11 protein-coding genes and 3 tRNA genes are annotated in these 16,939 nt (G+C 70.4%); 5 read left to right on the top strand and 9 right to left on the bottom strand.

The features are described from left to right. Nucleotides 1-13: 13 nt before the first annotated feature. Nucleotides 14-1,531, top strand: coding sequence for an amidophosphoribosyltransferase (purF, locus tag ACFXJ5_RS04640; RefSeq protein ID WP_384626801.1), 1,518 nt, complete (start codon nt 14-16; stop codon nt 1,529-1,531). Between the two features lie 29 nt (nt 1,532-1,560). Continuing rightward, entirely contained in the window at nt 1,561-2,628 is a 1,068-nt protein-coding gene (gene purM / locus ACFXJ5_RS04635; protein ID WP_384626798.1) for a phosphoribosylformylglycinamidine cyclo-ligase, read from the top strand. Nucleotides 2,629-2,706: 78 nt separating this feature from the next. Here the strand turns inward: purM and ACFXJ5_RS04630 are convergent, their stop codons facing one another. Further along, the gene (locus ACFXJ5_RS04630; protein ID WP_127357892.1) at nt 2,707-2,967 is read right to left on the bottom strand and encodes a DUF3073 domain-containing protein; all 261 of its coding nucleotides are present in this window, start codon (nt 2,965-2,967) and stop codon (nt 2,707-2,709) included. Nucleotides 2,968-3,390: 423 nt separating this feature from the next. After that, a complete protein-coding gene (locus tag ACFXJ5_RS04625; RefSeq protein ID WP_384626796.1) occupies nt 3,391-4,521 on the bottom strand; it encodes a Leu/Phe/Val dehydrogenase in 1,131 nt (376 codons plus the stop codon). 183 nt (nt 4,522-4,704) lie between these two features. Here ACFXJ5_RS04625 and ACFXJ5_RS04620 point away from each other — a divergent pair, with 183 nt between their 5' ends. Together ACFXJ5_RS04620 and bldC are read left to right on the top strand one after the other, a co-directional pair. After that, nucleotides 4,705-5,550, top strand: a complete 846-nt coding sequence (locus ACFXJ5_RS04620) for a hypothetical protein (RefSeq protein ID WP_384626793.1) — start codon at nt 4,705-4,707, stop codon at nt 5,548-5,550. A 453-nt stretch (nt 5,551-6,003) separates the two neighbouring features. Beyond that, entirely contained in the window at nt 6,004-6,210 is a 207-nt protein-coding gene (gene bldC, locus ACFXJ5_RS04615; RefSeq protein WP_027749187.1) for a developmental transcriptional regulator BldC, read from the top strand. 473 nt (nt 6,211-6,683) lie between these two features. On the opposite strand, the gene ACFXJ5_RS04610 is transcribed toward bldC, so the two are convergent. From ACFXJ5_RS04610 to ACFXJ5_RS04595, 4 genes are all read right to left on the bottom strand, one after another. After that, nucleotides 6,684-6,758, bottom strand: a tRNA-Asp gene (locus tag ACFXJ5_RS04610). A gap of 84 nt (nt 6,759-6,842) precedes the next feature. Continuing rightward, complete coding sequence (gene hrpA, locus ACFXJ5_RS04605) at nt 6,843-10,787, bottom strand: ATP-dependent RNA helicase HrpA (RefSeq protein ID WP_384626791.1); 3,945 nt, start codon at nt 10,785-10,787, stop codon at nt 6,843-6,845. Between the two features lie 103 nt (nt 10,788-10,890). Next, a tRNA-Phe gene (locus ACFXJ5_RS04600) sits at nt 10,891-10,964 on the bottom strand. A 4-nt stretch (nt 10,965-10,968) separates the two neighbouring features. Further along, a tRNA-Asp gene (locus ACFXJ5_RS04595) sits at nt 10,969-11,043 on the bottom strand. A 374-nt stretch (nt 11,044-11,417) separates the two neighbouring features. On the opposite strand from ACFXJ5_RS04595, the gene ACFXJ5_RS04590 reads away from it, so the two are divergent. Next, on the top strand, nt 11,418-12,593 hold the full coding sequence (locus ACFXJ5_RS04590; protein ID WP_384626789.1) for an ROK family protein: 1,176 nt from the start codon (nt 11,418-11,420) through the stop codon (nt 12,591-12,593). 10 nt (nt 12,594-12,603) lie between these two features. Here the strand turns inward: ACFXJ5_RS04590 and ACFXJ5_RS04585 are convergent, their stop codons facing one another. From ACFXJ5_RS04585 to ACFXJ5_RS04575, 3 genes are all read right to left on the bottom strand, one after another. Then, a complete protein-coding gene (locus ACFXJ5_RS04585; protein WP_384626786.1) occupies nt 12,604-13,440 on the bottom strand; it encodes an SDR family oxidoreductase in 837 nt (278 codons plus the stop codon). Next, the gene (locus ACFXJ5_RS04580; RefSeq protein ID WP_384626783.1) at nt 13,437-14,132 is read right to left on the bottom strand and encodes an MFS transporter; all 696 of its coding nucleotides are present in this window, start codon (nt 14,130-14,132) and stop codon (nt 13,437-13,439) included. Before ACFXJ5_RS04580 ends, ACFXJ5_RS04585 begins: the two co-directional genes overlap by 4 nt. A 121-nt stretch (nt 14,133-14,253) precedes the next feature. After that, nucleotides 14,254-16,713: a SpoIIE family protein phosphatase gene (locus ACFXJ5_RS04575; protein WP_384626780.1), complete on the bottom strand. Its 2,460-nt coding sequence runs from the start codon at nt 16,711-16,713 to the stop codon at nt 14,254-14,256. Nucleotides 16,714-16,939: the final 226 nt, after the last annotated feature.

Below are 16,939 nucleotides of genomic sequence, written 5' to 3'. Positions count from 1 at the left end.
TAGACTCGGTGCCGTGCCACGTGGTGACGGACTCCTCAACCACGACCTACTCCCCGGCGAGAAGGGCCCCCAGGACGCTTGTGGCGTCTTCGGTGTCTGGGCCCCCGGCGAAGAGGTCGCCAAGCTCACCTATTTCGGGCTGTATGCGCTGCAGCACCGCGGACAGGAGTCCGCGGGCATCGCAGTGAGCAACGGCTCGCAGATCCTGGTTTTCAAGGACATGGGCCTGGTCTCACAGGTCTTCGACGAGACATCCCTCGGCTCTCTCCAGGGCCATATCGCCGTCGGTCATGCCCGCTATTCGACGACCGGCGCGTCGGTCTGGGAGAACGCCCAGCCCACCTTCCGGGCCACCGCCAACGGCTCGATCGCGCTGGGCCACAACGGCAACCTCGTCAACACCGCCGAGCTCGCCGAGCTGGTGGCCGCCCTCCCGCAGGGCAACGGCCGGGCGACGAAGGTCGCGGCGACCAACGACACCGACCTGGTCACCGCGCTGCTCGCCGGCCAGGTGGACGAGGACGGCAAGCCGCTGAGCGTCGAGCACGCCGCCACGCAGATCCTGCCGCAGGTCAAGGGCGCGTTCAGCCTGGTCTTCATGGACGAGCACACCCTCTACGCGGCCCGCGACCCGCAGGGCATCCGCCCGCTGGTCCTCGGCCGCCTGGAGCGCGGCTGGGTGGTGGCGTCGGAGACGGCAGCCCTCGACATCTGCGGTGCGAGCTTCATCCGGGAGATCGAGCCCGGCGAGATGATCGCCGTCGACGAGAACGGCCTGCGCGCCTCCCGTTTCGCCGAGGCCCGGCCCAAGGGCTGTGTCTTCGAGTACGTCTACCTCGCGCGCCCCGACACCGACATCGCCGGCCGCAACGTGTACCTCTCCCGCGTGGAGATGGGCCGCCGGCTCGCCAAGGAAGCCCCGGTCGACGCCGATCTGGTGATACCGACTCCGGAGTCCGGAACGCCCGCCGCCGTGGGCTACGCCGAGGCCAGCGGGATCCCTTACGGATCCGGCCTGGTGAAGAACTCGTACGTCGGCCGGACCTTCATCCAGCCGTCGCAGACGATCCGGCAGCTCGGCATCCGGCTGAAGCTGAACCCGCTGAAGGAAGTCATCCGGGGCAAGCGCCTGGTGGTCGTGGACGACTCGATCGTCCGGGGCAACACCCAGCGCGCGCTGGTCCGGATGCTGCGCGAGGCGGGGGCCCTCGAGGTCCACATCCGGATCTCGTCGCCGCCCATCAAGTGGCCCTGCTTCTTCGGCATAGACTTCGCCACCCGCGCCGAGCTGATCGCCAACGGCCTCACGGTCGACGAGATCGGCAAGTCGCTGGGCGCGGACTCGCTCGCGTACATCTCCATCGACGCGATGGTCGAGGCGACCACGATCGCCAAGCCGGACCTGTGCCGCGCCTGCTTCGACGGTGAGTACCCGATGGAGCTGCCGGACCCTGAGCTGCTGGGCAAGCACCTCCTGGAGACCGAGCTCGCCGGCGGCCCGGACGCCGCTGACGCGCTCCGTCGCCCGTAATTCCCCGATCTCAAGGACGCGACAGACTCATGTCTGAAACCACCGGTGCCAGCTACGCAGCTGCCGGCGTCGACATCGAAGCGGGCGACCGCGCCGTCGAGCTGATGAAGGAGTGGGTGAAGAAGGCCACCCGCCCCGAGGTCGTCGGCGGCCTCGGCGGCTTCGCCGGCCTCTTCGACGCCTCCGCCCTCAAGCGCTACGAGCGGCCGCTGCTCGCCTCCGCGACGGACGGGGTCGGTACGAAGGTCGACATCGCCCGGAAGATGGGCGTGTACGACACCATCGGCCACGACCTGGTCGGCATGGTCGTCGACGACCTCGTGGTCTGCGGCGCCGAACCGCTCTTCATGACCGACTACATCTGCGTCGGCAAGGTCTACCCCGAGCGGGTCGCCGCCATCGTCAAGGGCATCGCCGAGGGCTGTGTGCTCGCCGGCTGCGCCCTGGTCGGCGGCGAGACGGCCGAGCACCCGGGGCTGCTGGGCGCCGACGAGTTCGACGTCGCGGGCGCCGGTACGGGCGTGGTCGAGGCCGACGCGGTGCTCGGCGCGGATCGTATCCGTACGGGTGACGCGGTGATCGCCATGGCGTCCTCCGGACTTCACTCCAACGGGTACTCGCTGGTCCGGCACGTCCTCTTCGACCGGGCCGGCTGGGCCCTGGACCGCGAGGTCCCGGAGTTCGGCCGCACCCTCGGCGAGGAGCTGCTGGAGCCCACCCGCATCTACTCGCTGGACTGCCTCGCCCTGACCCGTACGGCCCCGGTACACGCCTTCTCGCACGTCACGGGCGGCGGCCTGGCCGCCAACCTGGCCCGGGTCGTCCCGGACCACCTGCACGCCACCGTGGACCGCTCGACCTGGACGCCGGGCGCGGTGTTCCGCACGGTCGGCGAGCTGGGCGGCGTCGAGCGGCTGGAGCTGGAGAAGACGCTGAACATGGGCGTCGGCATGATCGCCGTCGTCCCGCAGGAAGCGGTGGATGTGGCGCTCACCACGCTGGCCGACCGCGGGCTGGACGCCTGGGTCGCCGGTGAGGTCACCGAGCGCGGCGACCACGCCGAGGCGGTCGAGTTGACCGGTGACTACGCGGCGTGAGCCGCGCGGGGCAGCACGAAACCCGGTCCGGGGCGGAGCCCGGACCGGGTCAGTGAGGACACTGCTGCGTCAGCTGTGTCAAGCGCGACGACGCTGTGCGGACGGCTCGGACTCCTCGTCCTCTTCGTCCTCGTCATCGTTGTAGAGCGCCGCGTACTGAGCGTACGGGTCGTCGTCATGCTCATCGTCGTCCTCGACAGGCTCCGGATTGACATTCACCGGCTGTGTCGACGATGCGCCCAGCTCGTTGGCCAGACGTGACAAGTCCGTTCCGCCGCTGTTGTACTTCAGCTGGCGGGCGACCTTTGTCTGCTTGGCCTTGGCCCGGCCGCGCCCCATGGCTCGACCCCCTTAACGGCGGGGCTCGACGGCCCCGAGTCTTGACACGCGTTCACGATAGGGAACGGCCTCTCGGGGGAGACGCCGATCCGTGGCCTTCAACGGTACCTGCTTCCGACGCCGCACGGTACGTCGCCCGCACGACGCGCGTCGGAGCGGGTGCCCTGAGGGCCCCTTCCTTGCTGGTCAGTCGTGATTTTACCTTCTTCTGTCGCGGTCTTGGCGTTGGGGCGTGGTAACGGCCACATTCCACTTTTGGCTGCGCCCCACGACGGGTCTACCCCGCCGTCGGGCGCAGCCAACTCTCGGCCGGCGTACGGCGGATTCCTTCTTCTGCCGCCCTCGCGCTGCTTCGCAGGCTTCGGGCGGCTGCGCCGGACTCCGTCCGTCGGCAGGGAGTGGTGTGGCGGAGACCACTTCGGCTTATCCCGCCGTTGGGCGCAGCCAGCGCTCGGCCGGTGTGCGGTCCGCGATGCGCTGTTCGGCGAGGCGGTCCGCGGCGGCGGCCGGGGGGATGCCGTCGGTGGCGGCGCGGTCGAAGATGGCCAGCGTCGTGTCGAAGATCTTCGTGGCCTTGGCCTTGGCGCGTTCGAAGTCGAAGCCGTGGAGCTCGTCCGCGACCTGGATCACACCGCCGGCGTTGACGACGTAGTCCGGCGCGTAGAGCACGCCACGGTCGGCGAGGTCCTTCTCGACGCCCGGGTGGGCGAGCTGGTTGTTGGCGGCCCCGCAGACGACGCCGGCGGTCAGGACGGGCACGGTGTCGTCGTTGAGGGCGCCGCCGAGCGCGCAGGGGGCGTAGACGTCCAGCGGGGTCCGGATCAGGGCGTCCGCGTCGATGACGGCGTCGACCTCGGGGTGGCGGGAGCGGATCCGCTCCACCGCCTCGGCGCGCACGTCCGTGACCACGACCTCGGCGCCGTCCTTCAGCAGGTGCTCGACGAGGTGGTGGCCGACCTTGCCGACGCCGGCGATGCCGACCCGGCGGCCGTGCAGCGTCGGGTCGCCCCAGCGGACCTGGGCGGCGGCGCGCATGCCCTGGAAGACACCCCAGGCGGTGAGCACGGAGGAGTCGCCGGCGCCGCCGTTCTCGGGGGAGCGGCCGGTGGTCCAGTGGTTCGTACGGGCGACGACGTCCATGTCCGCGACGTAGGTGCCGACATCGCACGCGGTGACGTAGCGGCCGCCGAGGGAGGCCACGAAGCGGCCGTAGGCGAGCAGCAGGTCCTCGGACTTGTTCAGGTCCGGGTCGCCGATGATGACGGCCTTGCCGCCGCCGTGGTCGAGCCCGGCGAGGGCGTTCTTGTACGACATTCCGCGCGACAGGTTGAGCGCGTCCTCGACGGCTTCCTCGTCGGTCGCGTACGGGAAGAAGCGGGTGCCGCCGAGCCCGGGGCCCAGGGCGGTCGAGTGGAGCGCGATGACGGCCCTGAGGCCGCTGTCACGGTCCTGGCACAGCACGACCTGCTCGTGTCCTCCCAGCTCCGATCGCCAGAGGTGGTCCAGGAACGATTGCCTGGGAAGGACGCTGTCGGCCTGACGTACGTCGGTCACTGTGGTGACTCCCGAAGTCCAGAGGTCGCCCTCCATGCGGGTGGGGAGGGCCGGTTGGCAGAAGAGTAGAGCCACCTGCTCAAGGACATGCTCTCAGTGTCGTGGATCACTCCCGGCGGGGGAAGCGCCGTGGGACGATGCGAGGACATCGCGAGACAGAGGTGCCGTCTACAGGGAGCGGGCGTGGGCTTGTCATCGGTGCTCGTCCCGTACACCGCGTATCTGCGGGTGTACGAGCCTCTGGCGGCCTTTCCGGAGCCCGAGCGCACCCACTGGTACCGGTATGCCGCCTCGGGCACGGAACGGACCGCACAGGACGAACTGCGGCAGTCCCTGGCCGATCTCCTGCCGGTGCCACCGGTCGCCGTTCCCGTGCACGAGAGCAGGGACGCCTTCGTGGCCGTCGTGGACGGCGTGACCCACGTCTGCCCCTGGCGGACCCGGCTGCGCGGCTGGCTGGCCCTTGAGGAGCTCGCCGAGCAGTACCCGGTCCCGGTGCTGGACGCGCTGCTGCCGCCCGTCGTACGCCTCCAGGCCGAGGCGGACTACGAGGACTGGCGCTCCCGCAACCCCGACGCCCGCCCGTGGATCCGCTCGGCGACCTGGCATGTGCCGGTGCGCTGGTTCGCGCTGTTCGCCGACTCCGAGCGGGAGTACGAGCCGTCCGGCGACGGCGAGTCCAAACAGCCGGTGCTGCGCTACCGCACCCCGATGGTGCAGGCCCGGCGGCGGACGGCGCGGGGCCTGCGGGTGCTGAAGGATTCACTCGAAGAGGGGCCCCTGATCGACGGCCTCGTCGATGTCGGGCGCTGGCTCGAGGAGTTCCACCCGCGCTCGATGGTCGAACTCGACTACGGCGGGCTGGTGCACGCCATTCCCGAGGACGTCCTCGCCGAGGACCACTCGGCGGCCGACGTGGCCGAGGGACTGGCCGCCCTGCGCGACGGGAACACCGACGCGGCCGGCGAGGCGTACGAGCGGCTCACGGAGCGCTGGCGCGGGGTTCGCGAACTCCAGTACGCGAGTTGATGGGGCGTCGGGACCTTGGTCCCGAGTCGGAGCTTTGGCCCAAGCGTGACGAAGAGCACGTTTGACGCCCTTGCCGAGACACCCACCCCTCATGACAATATGGGACAAGGGGTCCAGTAGGTCCCCTGTGTCCATGTTTGTACGGCTTGCCCGGCATCACACTCCTTGAGGGTTCGGCTGTGACTCGTGGGACCGCTGTGACTGATCGTCACCCTGGAGTGACTGTCCGTTATGGCATGGTCCTTGCGGGTCTACCGAGGTTCGACACCTGAGAGGGCAAATCCATCGGTTTGGCCGACACGGCTGGACAGATGGTGTAGTTGTAGTGCCGAGGACAAGCCGTTCGTCCTATTACCGACTCGGCCCGCGTCCGCCATTTCGGGCAACGCGGGTCAAGGTGCAGAATTTAGAGGAAAGAACCGTGTTGGTTCGGTTCTCTCGAGGAGGCCGCTCATGACCGCTCGCACCCCTGATGCCGAGCCGCTGCTGACCCCCGCTGAGGTTGCCACCATGTTCCGGGTGGACCCGAAGACGGTCACGCGCTGGGCCAAGGCTGGCAAGCTCACGTCCATCCGTACGCTCGGCGGTCACCGTCGCTACCGCGAAGCGGAGGTCCGTGCCTTGCTGGCGGGCATTCCGCAGCAGCGCAGCGAGGTCTGACCTGCCACAACGGGCGTTCCCCGGGGCCCCCACCCCGATGGCCCGCCCGCTCTACCGGGTCCCCTGCCCCCATCAGGGAAGCCCAACGGCTGCGTTGATCGCACCGGACTCCGCCGGGTCCGGTGCGATCTTTTTTGTGCCCGGGGACTGCTGGGGGATGGCTCGTGGAAGGCCCGTCGGCCCTTCACGGGCCTTTGCTGTGTGTTCCCTGTGTTCCGGTCGGAGACGTGCAATTGCACATATTAAATTGACGGTTCCACAGGAGGGCTCAGGTTCCCCCACAGTCGAAACTTATCGCGTGACACCCGTCACACCCCCGGCTCTTGTCCCTGCTCAGGCTCGTACGGTAGTGCAACTTCCTGTGCCGGGCCTCTGCGTCGCCTCTGTGCCGGGCGCGTCGCCATGTGCCAGGCGTACCACGCGAAGAGGCCCGGATCCAGGGGATCCGGGCCTCTTCGTCTTGCCTGCTACTGCGGTCCTGACGGGATTTGAACCCGCGGCCTCCACCTTGACAGGGTGGCGAGCACTCCAAACTGCTCCACAGGACCAGGTGTTCCGCAGCCGCACTTCCTTGGCTGCGAGAGAGACTGTACAGCAGGTCAGGGGGTGGAAGCGAACCCGTTGCCCGGGCCTCATCCCCAGGCTTCGTCGAGGGCTTTGAAGATGCGCTTGTCGGAGACGGGGTGGGCGGTTCCGAGGGCGTGGGCGAAGTAGCTGACGCGGAGTTCTTCGATCATCCAGCGGATGTCGCGGACGGCGGGCGGGACGGGGCGGCCGGGGCGTTGCGCGGCGAGGAGGTCGGCGTATTCGGCCTGGATCTCGCGGACCTTCTCCATGCGGGAGGTGTCGCGTTGGGCTCCGGCCGGCATCTGCTGGAGGCGGCGGTCGACGGCGACGAGGTAGCGCAGGAGGTCCGGCAGGCGGCGCAGACCCGTGTCGGCCACAAAACCGGGGTGCACGAGGCTCGCGAGGTGTTCCCGGGCGTCGGCGAGGTTGGGCACCAGGACGAGGCTCTTGGTGGCCTTCAGGCGGCGTTCGCAGGCCTGCCACGCGGCGAGGATCTGGCGGACGCGGGCGATGGTCTGGATGGTGAGCTCGACGAGGTCGGCACGTACGGAGTCGAAGAGCTTGCGGAAGGACTCCTCGTCCCAGGCGGGGCCGCCGTGGTCGGCGATGAGCCGGTCGGCGGCGGCGGTGACGCAGTCGTCGAAGAGGGCGGCGACGGAGCCGTGCGGGTTGCGGGACAGGGCGAGCTTGTCCTGGTTGGTGAGCCGGTCGGTGGCGAACTTCGCCGGGTTGGTCGGCACGTTGAGCAGGATGAGCCGCCGGGTGCCGCGCCACATGGCCTCGGTCTGCTCGGCCGCGGTGTCGAAGAGCCGTACGGAGACGGACTCCCCCTCGTCGACCAGCGCCGGGTACGCCTTGATCGGCTGGCCCGCGCGCCGGGTCTCGAAGGTGCGGGAGAGGGTGCCGATCGTCCACTGCCTCAGGCCCGTGCGCTGCTCGACGGGGGACTCGGCGGCGGCCTCGAAGGCCTGGGAGATGGCGGCCTGGGTCTTCGGCCGCAGGCGCAGCTTGAGGGCGTCCAGGTCCTTGTCCTCGGCGAGCTTGCGCTTGCGCTCGTCGGTGACCCGGAAGGTGATCTTCAGGTGGTCCGGGATCTTCCCCAGGTCGAAGTCCTCGGGCGTGACCGGCACGCCCACCATCCGCTGCAGCTCCCGCGCCAGCGTGTCCGGCAGCGGTTCCTGGACCGGCACGACGCGGTCCAGGAAGGCCTTCGCGTAGTTCGGTGCGGGCACGTAGTGCCGGCGGATCGGCTTGGGCAGCGAGCGGATCAGCTCCGTCACCACCTCCGCCCGCAGGCCCGGGATCTGCCAGTCGAAGCCGTCGGCGGTGATCTGGTTGAGGACCTGGAGCGGGATGTGGACGGTGACGCCGTCCGCGTCCGAGCCGGGCTCGAACTGGTACGTGACACGGAACTTGAGCGCGCCCTGCCGCCAGGAGTCCGGGTAGTCGTCCTTGGTGACGGCCTCCGCGCTCTCGTTGATCAGCATGGAGTGCTCGAAGTTGAGCAACTCCGGCTCCTCGTGGCGTTTGTGCTTCCACCAGGAGTCGAAGTGCGCGCCGGAGACGACGTGTTCGGGGATCAGCCGGTCGTAGAAGTCGAAGAGCGTCTCGTCGTCGACCAGGATGTCGCGGCGCCGGGCCCGGTGCTCCAGGTCCTCGACCTCCGCGAGCAGCTTGCGGTTGTCGTGGAAGAACTGGTGGTGCGTACGCCAGTCGCCCTCGACCAGGGCGTGGCGGATGAACAGCTCACGGCTGGTCTCCGCGTCGATCCGCCCGTAGTTGACCTTCCGCTGGGCGACGAGCGGGACGCCGTACAGCGTCACCTTCTCGTACGCCATCACGGCGGCCATCTTCTGCTCCCAGTGCGGCTCGCTGTACGTGCGCTTCACCAGGTGCTCGGCCAGCGGCTCGACCCACTCGGGCTCGATCTTCGCGTTGACCCGGGCCCAGAGCCGGGAGGTCTCCACCAGCTCGGCCGACATGATCCAGCGCGGCGGCTTCTTGAAGAGGGACGACCCGGGGAAGACCGCGAACTTGGCGTTGCGGGCGCCCAGGAACTCGTTGTTCTTGTCGGTGTCCTTCAGGCCGATGTGGGAGAGCAGTCCGGCCAGCAGTGACGTGTGCACATGCTGTGGATTGGCGGCGTCCCGGCTCTCGGCGATGTGGATGCCCATGGTCTTGGCGACCGAGCGGAGCTGACTGTAGATGTCCTGCCACTCGCGGATCCGCAGGTAGTTCAGGAACTCGGTGCGGCACATGCGGCGGAAGGCGGAGGAGGACAGCGTCTTCTGCTGCTCGCGTACGTGGTTCCAGAGATTGAGCAGCGCGAGGAAGTCGCTGGTCTCGTCGGCGAAGCGGCGGTGCTTCTCGTCGGCCGCCTGCTGCTTCTCCGAGGGCCGCTCGCGCGGGTCCTGGATGGACAGCGCGGAGGCGATGACCATGACCTCGCGTACGCAGTTGTTGCGGTCGGCCTCCAGGACCATGCGGGCCAGGCGGGGGTCGACGGGCAGCTGGGAGAGCTTGCGGCCGGTCTCGGTGAGCCGCTTTTTCGGGTCCTTCTGCTTGGGGTCGAGCGCGCCGAGCTCCTCCAGGAGCTGGACGCCGTCCTTGATGTGGCGGCTGTCCGGCGGGTCGAGGAAGGGGAAGCGGGCGATGTCGCCCAGCCCGGCGGCGGTCATCTGGAGGATGACGGAGGCCAGGTTCGTACGGAGGATCTCGGCGTCGGTGAACTCCGGGCGGGACTCGAAGTCCTCTTCGCTGTAGAGCCGGATGCAGATGCCGTCGGACGTACGGCCGCAGCGGCCCTTGCGCTGGTTGGCGCTGGCCTGGCTGACCGGCTCGATGGGCAGCCGCTGGACCTTGGTGCGGTGGCTGTAGCGGGAGATGCGGGCGGTGCCCGGGTCGATCACGTACCGGATGCCGGGGACGGTGAGGGAGGTCTCGGCGACGTTGGTGGCCAGGACGATGCGGCGGCCGGTGTGCTGCTGGAAGACCCGGTGCTGCTCGGCGGAGGAGAGGCGGGCGTAGAGGGGGAGGACCTCGGTGAATCTCAGCTGCTTCTTGTTGAGCGCGTCCGCCGTGTCGCGGATCTCGCGCTCGCCGGAGAGGAAGACCAGGATGTCGCCGGGGCCGGCGGACTGGAGCTCGTCGACGGCGTCGCAGATCGCGGTGATCTGGTCGCGGTCGTCGTCCTCCTTCTCCTCGGCGAGGAGCGGCCGGTAGCGGACCTCGACGGGATACGTACGGCCGCTGACCTCGATGATCGGGGCGTCGCCGAAGTGGCGGGAGAAGCGCTCCGGGTCGATGGTCGCCGAGGTGATGACGACCTTGAGGTCGGGGCGGCGGGGGAGGAGCTGGGCGAGGTAGCCGAGGATGAAGTCGATGTTGAGGCTGCGCTCGTGGGCCTCGTCGATGATGATCGTGTCGTACTGGCGCAGCTCACGGTCGGTCTGGATCTCGGCGAGCATGATGCCGTCGGTCATGACCTTGACCAGGGTGCTGTCGCCGACCTGGTCGGTGAAGCGGACCTTCCAGCCGACCGCCGCACCCAGCGGGGTGTTCAGCTCCTCCGCGACGCGCTCGGCCACCGTACGGGCCGCGATGCGGCGGGGCTGGGTGTGGCCGATCAGACCGCGGACGCCGCGCCCCAGCTCCAGGCAGATCTTGGGGATCTGGGTGGTCTTGCCGGAGCCGGTCTCGCCCGCGACGATCACGACCTGGTGGTCGCGGATGGCGGCGAGGATGTCGTCCTTCTTCTGGCTGACCGGAAGCTGCTCGGGATAGCTGATCCGGGGTATGGCCGCCTGCCGCTGCCCGACCCGGGCCTCGGCCGTGTCGATCTCGCCGCCCAGCTCCGCGAGCACGGTGGCCCGCGCCTCCGGCTTGCGGATGCGGCGGGCGCCTTCGAGGCGGCGGCCGAGCCGCTGCGCGTCGCGCAGGGTCAGGTCGGAGAGGCGGGCGCCGAGGTCGGCGAAGGTGGGCGCGGCTCCGCCGCGAGGGTGCGTAGACATACCGCCGTCCAGGATCGCATCCGGTGCGGCTTTGCGGCGAACGGCTTTCTGCCGGAGGAGAACGACTTAGGGCCCGTCCGAAGACGGGCCCTAAGTCGTGCGGTGGCTGGGGCCGGGGTCGAACCGGCGACCTACCGCTTTTCAGGCGGTCGCTCGTACCAACTGAGCTACCCAGCCGCAGCGGTCCTGACGGGATTTGAACCCGCGGCCTCCACCTTGACAGGGTGGCGAGCACTCCAAACTGCTCCACAGGACCTTGCTGTGCGTTGCGAGCACTAGTCTCGCACACGTTTTGTGTGCCCCCTGCGGGGCCCTGCGGCGTCACGCTCTGGTGGCCTGACGTCGCTGGATCAGCGTATCAGACCCCAGGTCATGCCCCGTCCGCCTTATTTTCGGCCGTGTGTGGCATCCCGCCGCGGCGCACAGGCGGGTCATAAGGACCCCGCCTAGCCTGGTGGCGCGGTCCGGGGCGGGGATGCAGCCCCGGCCCGGACTGCGTTGACCTGTCAAACGCTTGTCAGCCGCCAGTAGTGTCTAAGAATCCAAGGTTCATTCACCCTTCTGGAAGAAGTGCAAAGAGCCTTGCTTCCTTTATTGACAGAGGAAAAGAAAGGATCTACCTTTCCCGCCATGGCTTCCCGTCCTCCCCTCGAGCCGTTCCCGGTGAGCACGCCGGCCGCGACGCTCGTGTTCACCACGGTCCTCACGCAGGGCCCGGTCTCCCGCGTGGAGGTGGGCCGCCGTACGGGACTGTCGTCCGCCGCGATCACCAAGGCGGTACGTCCACTGCTGGACGCCGGCTACCTGGTCGAGGCGGCCGAGGGGGCCAAGGGCGCGGCGCTCGGGCGGCCGGCCAATCCCCTCCGGGTCGACGGGGGGCGGGCGTTCTTCATCGGGATAAAGGTGACCGGCGACGAGGCGATCGGCGTCCTCGCGGACCTGACCGCCCGCATCCGCGAGGCCCGGCACGTCTCGCTCACCACGCGCGAACCGGCCGCCGTACTGGAGGTCATCAGCGCGCTCACCGCCGAACTCCGTACGGCCGCCGAGGATTACGGCGTGCCCGTCCAGTCGGTGGGCGTGGCCGTGTCCGGCGATGTCGACCGCGAGGTGGGCATGGTCCACTACTCGCCGTTCCTGGGCTGGCGGGACGTACCGTTGGCCGAACTGGTGCGTGGCGCGACCGGATTGCCGACCGTCGTCGACAACGACGTACGGGCGCTGACCGTCGCCGAGCAGTGGTTCGGCGCCGGGGTGGGCGCGGACACCTTCGCGCTGGTCACCGTCGGCGCCGGAATCGGCTGCGGTCTGGTCGTCGGCGGGCGGGTGGTGGCCGGGGCGCACGGCGTCGCCGGCGAGATCGGCCATCTGCCCATCGACCCGGCGGGGCCGCGCTGCCACTGCGGGAACTCCGGCTGCGTGGAGGCGATCGCCGCCGACCCCGCGATCGTCCGGCGGATCCGCGAGGTGACCGGGGAGCCCGTCGCCACGGCGGAGGAAGCGCTCGCCCTCGCCCGCTCGGGCCACCCGGGCGCGCGGGAGGCGTACGCCCGGGCCGGGTACGCCATCGGGACCGGCATCGCCGCCGTGGTCAACCTCCTCGGGCCCGGGCGGGTGGTCATCTCCGGCGAAGGACTCACCGCGTACGACCTGTTCGAGGAACAGATCCGCGCCGCCTTCGCCACCGCCGCCTTCGGCGCCGCCAAGGAGTGCGAACTGCTCACCCGCCCGCTCCCCTTCGAGGAGTGGGCGCGCGGGGCCGCCGCCACCGCCATCCAGATGTTCATCGGTCCCGACAAGCCGTAGGACCTGCCTGTCAGGCGCTGGGGGTGGTGTTCCAGCGCTGGGCGGAGACCGCCCCGCCGTCGACGAGCAGGTCGTTGCCGGTGATGAAGGAGGACTCCGGTCCGGCCAGGAACGCCGCGGCGCTCGCGATGTCGTCCGCGGTGCCGACCCGGCGGGCGCCGGACAGCTCGACCATGGCCCGGATGTGGGCGCCGGCTGCTCCCTGGAGTTCCTGGGCGCCCATCGGCGTGGAGATCACGCCGGGGCTGACGGTGTTGAGCCGGGCGCCCCGGCTGCCCCAGGCGCGGGCGGCGGCCTGTACGCGGAGTTGGTTACCGCGCTTGGCCACGACGTAGGCCAGGGCGGGCTCGCCCTCGAGGTCGATCCCCTTGTGGTGGAGGAGCTCTTCGGTGGGCGCGGTCGCGAGGTGCCGCTCGACGTCGGCGGGCAGGGAGGCGAAGTGCCCGGCCATGCTGGCGACGCAGACCAGTGAGGTGCCGGGGGAGGCGACCGGCAGCAAGGCGTCGATGACGTGGGCGGTGCCGAGCAGGTCCACCTCGTAGATCTGCCGGGCGGTGGCCATCACAGGCGAGACGCCGGCGGTGTGGATGACGGCGTCGACCCGTCCGGCGGCGCCGGCGGCCGCGGCCAGCTTCTCGACGGAATCCCGCTGCGAGACGTCCACCGTGTGGCCTTCGACGGTGTGGCCCTCGCCGCGCAGCGCGCTCACGGCCGCGCCCAGCCCGTCGGCCGACCAGTCGGCCAGCAGGAGCCGCCGCCCGGCGGACAGGCGGCGCGCGACAGCGAGCCCCATGCCCCCGGTACCGATGACGACCACAACATCGTGCGTGGCGATCCGCTGATTCATGACGCCTCCTGGACTGCTGTACGTGGCTGGTCCTTGCTCCCGGCCGGGGTGCCCTCGTCGTCGCCCGGGGCCTCGTTCGGCACCAGGGGTCCGCGGCGCAGGAGCAGTCCGCAGATGACGGCGCCGGCGACGAGGATGCCGGCGGCGTACCAGAAGGCGGTGGTGTAGCCGTGCAGCAGGGCGCGGGTGGCGAGGCCGGAGGTGGGGTGCGCGGCGTGTGAGGTCGCGTAGTGGGTGGTGGCGCTGACGGCGAGGGTGTTGAGCAGGGCGGTGCCGAGGGAAGTGCCGATCTGCTGCTGGGTGTTGGCCGTGGCGGAGGCGACGCCGGCGTCGGTGGCGGGCACCTGGAAGGTCGCGGTGTTCATGGCGGGGGAGACCACGAGGCCCATGCCGGCGCCCGTGACGAGCAGCGGGCCGAGGATGGCGGAGGCGTAGCCGGTGTGCAGTCCGATGCCGGTCATCCAGGCCGTGCCGGTCGCGGCCATCAGCATGCCGAGGACGACCAGGGGCTGCGGGCCGGTGCGCGGCAGCAGCTTGATGTTCGACAGCAGGCTGGTGATCAGCGCGGTGACCAGCATGGGCAGGAAGGCCAGTCCGGTGGCGACGGCGGAGTAGCCCCGGGTGACCTGGAGGTAGTAGGTGAGGAAGAGGAAGACCCCGGAGGCGCCGGCCATGACCAGGAACACCGCCACATAGGACTCGCCTGCCTGAACGCGGCCGTCGACACGTGGTACGCCGCCGACGGCAGCCCCGACCTGCCGACCCTTCTCGACCAGGCGATGAGTGCGCCTGTCGGGTAGGCCCGGAGGTGCCCTACAGGGACAACGGGTCCCGTACGAGGGCCTGTTCGGCCCAGATGGTCTTGCCGGTCGGGGTCTGGCGGGTCCCCCAGCGTTCGGTGAGCTGGGCGACCAGCATGAGGCCCCGGCCGCCCTCGTCGGTGACGCGGGCGCGGTGCAGATGGGGGGAGTTGCTGCTGCTGTCGGAGACCTCGCAGATGAGGGCGCCGTCCTGGATCAGCCGTAGCCGGATCGGCGGGGCGGCGTGGCGGATGGCGTTGGTGACCAGTTCGCTGACCACCAGCTCGGTGACGAACGCGGACTCCTCCAGCCCCCAGGCCGCCACCTGTTGGGCGGCCAGCCTGCGGGCCTCGGAGACGACCGCGGGGTCGGCGGGCAGGTCCCAGGTCGCCACCTGGCCGGCGTCGAGGGCGCGGGTGCGGGCCACCAGCAGGGCGATGTCGTCGGTGGGCCGGGTCGGGAGCAGGGCGTCCAGCACCGTGTCGCACACCTCCTCGAGCGACCCGGCGGGACGGTTCAGCGCACTCCGCAGCCGGGAGAGCCCCACGTCGATGTCGTGGTCGGCGGCTTCCACCAGGCCGTCCGTGTACAGGACGAGCAAGCTGCCCTCGGGCAGGTCCAGTTCGGTGGCCTCGAACGGCAACCCGCCCAGGCCCAGCGGTGGTCCACCCGGCAGTTCGAGCAACTCGACGGTGCCGTCCGGGGCGACCACGGCCGGGGCCGGGTGGCCGGCCCGGGCGAGGGCGCAGCGGCGGGAGACCGGGTCGTAGACCGCGTACAGGCAGGTGGCACCGACCTCCCCCGCGGTCGGCTCGGCCGAGTCCGACTCCCCGGTGGTCGGCCCCTCCTCACGGTCCAGGCGGATGACCAGGTCGTCGAGCTGGGTGAGCAGCTCGTCCGGGGCCAGATCGACGTCGGCGAGGGTACGGACCGCCGCGCGCAGCCGTCCCATGGTCGCGGAGGCACGGAGGCCGTGGCCGACGACGTCGCCGACGACCAGGGCGACCCGGGCGCCCGACAGGGGGATGACGTCGAACCAGTCGCCGCCCACGCCGACGCGGGAGTCGGCGGGCAGGTAGCGCGAGGCCACGTCCACGGCCCCCTGCCGGGGCATCCGCTGCGGAAGCAGACTGCGCTGCAGGGTGACCGCGGTACCGCGCTCGCGGGTGTAGCGGCGCGCGTTGTCCACGCACACCGCCGCTCGGGCCACGATCTCCTCGGCCAGCAGGAGGTCGTCCTCGCTGAACGGTTCCTGGGTCCGGTGGCGGAGGAACAGGGCGAGCCCCATGGTGATACCGCGGGCGCGCAGCGGCACCAGCATCAGCGAGTGGATTCTGTTGTCGCGGGCGCTCCGGGCACGGGCCGGGGACGAATCCATCCACCGCTGCATCTCGGGGTCCCCCATGGAATACCGCGAGCCCCGTCCCGTCGCGAGGATCTGGCCCAGCGGCGAGTCCTCGGAGAAGCTGTCCAGCTCTCCGGTGCCGACCACCGACTCGGGGCGGCCCTCCAGGACGGACCGCTGCGCGACGCGGCGGAAGACCACTCGACCGGTCGGCGTGACGAGGACCGGCTCCTCGCCGCGGTCGATGCCTTCGAGAAGGTCGACGCTGACGAAGTCGGTGAAGCGGCCGACCGCGACCTCCGCCAGCTCCTCGGCGGTGCGCGTGACGTCCAGGGTGCTGCCGATCGTGGCGCCGGCCTCGTCCAGGGCGGCCAGCCGGCGGCGGGCCCAGTACTGGTCGGTGTTGTCGAAGACGGCGCAGGACACGCCCCGCACCTCGCCGGCCTGGTCCTTGAGCGGGTAGAGGAACAGCGACCAGGCCCGTGGGCGGGTGTAGCCCGGCGCCCGGCCCACCACCTCGTGGCGCACCGCCTCCCCCGTACGCAGCACGTGCTCCTGGAGGGCGCTGACCTCCTCGAGATCGGCGGAAGCGTCCACCTCCCATCCCGGGACATGAGCCGAGGGGTCCAGCTCGGGCAGGCGACGGCCGCGCATCTGGTCCTCGGTATGCACCATCATCACGGTCATCGCCTCGTTCACCCCCACGAGGCGGTTGTCGCTGTTGAAGAACGCCACGGGGAACGGCAGCTGGTTCAGTGCCCACTCCCTGAGGTGTGCCGCCGCCCCGGCAGGCCTGGTGAAGGCGAGGAACCACTGGGTGTTCCCGTGCGCGTCCAGCAGCGGTTGTGCGCGGAGCCCCACCGTCAGGGGGTGCCCGTCCCGGTGCCGAACCACGATCTCGCCGCTCCATCCCTCCCCCTCCGCGAAGCGACGCTGGGCTTCCTTGGAGAGGGCGCCGGCGAGCAGGCCGGTCGCGGGGCGCCCGACGACTTCGGCGGGCGTGTAGCCGAGCAGCAGGCGGGCACCGGCGCTGCACGCCGTGATCCGCCCCCGGGAGTCGACCGTGGCGGCGGGGCTCTCGGCATCCCCGGCGTCCGGGGGGTCCGTGGCCTCTTCGTCGATCGGCATGTCTCACCCTCGCCACGGCCTTCGCCCCTGCTCTCAGGATGTCACTGTGCCGTGCCGCGGCAACTCCTGCGAGGCCTGTCCCGCCCGCCGCCGAGGCGGAGCGGCAGCCCGCCGGGGAGCCGGCGGAGGCATGGGCGCCTGGTACGCCGTCCGGGTGATTCACGGCGCGCTTGTCGCAGGTCAGCCGCTACTTGCCCAATTCTTACCGCCCGAACGGATCTCACCG

Source organism: Streptomyces sp. NPDC059373 (assembly GCF_042751495.1).
Classification (GTDB): domain Bacteria; phylum Actinomycetota; class Actinomycetes; order Streptomycetales; family Streptomycetaceae; genus Actinacidiphila.
Note: the sequence above shows the minus strand (reverse complement) of the source record. Positions and strands in the feature narration are given on the sequence as shown.

Bases quoted from the DNA above. Each gene is read 5' to 3' on its own strand.
- purM (WP_384626798.1), top strand. From the start codon at position 1,561: ATGTCTGAAACCACCGGTGCCAGCTACGCAGCTGCCGGCGTCGACATC.
- ACFXJ5_RS04630 (WP_127357892.1), bottom strand. From the start codon at position 2,967: ATGGGGCGCGGCCGGGCCAAGGCCAAGCAGACAAAGGTCGCCCGCCAG.
- bldC (WP_027749187.1), top strand. From the start codon at position 6,004: ATGACCGCTCGCACCCCTGATGCCGAGCCGCTGCTGACCCCCGCTGAG.
- hrpA (WP_384626791.1), bottom strand. From the start codon at position 10,787: ATGTCTACGCACCCTCGCGGCGGAGCCGCGCCCACCTTCGCCGACCTC.
- ACFXJ5_RS04590 (WP_384626789.1), top strand. From the start codon at position 11,418: ATGGCTTCCCGTCCTCCCCTCGAGCCGTTCCCGGTGAGCACGCCGGCC.
- ACFXJ5_RS04585 (WP_384626786.1), bottom strand. From the start codon at position 13,440: ATGAATCAGCGGATCGCCACGCACGATGTTGTGGTCGTCATCGGTACC.
- ACFXJ5_RS04575 (WP_384626780.1), bottom strand. From the start codon at position 16,713: ATGCCGATCGACGAAGAGGCCACGGACCCCCCGGACGCCGGGGATGCC.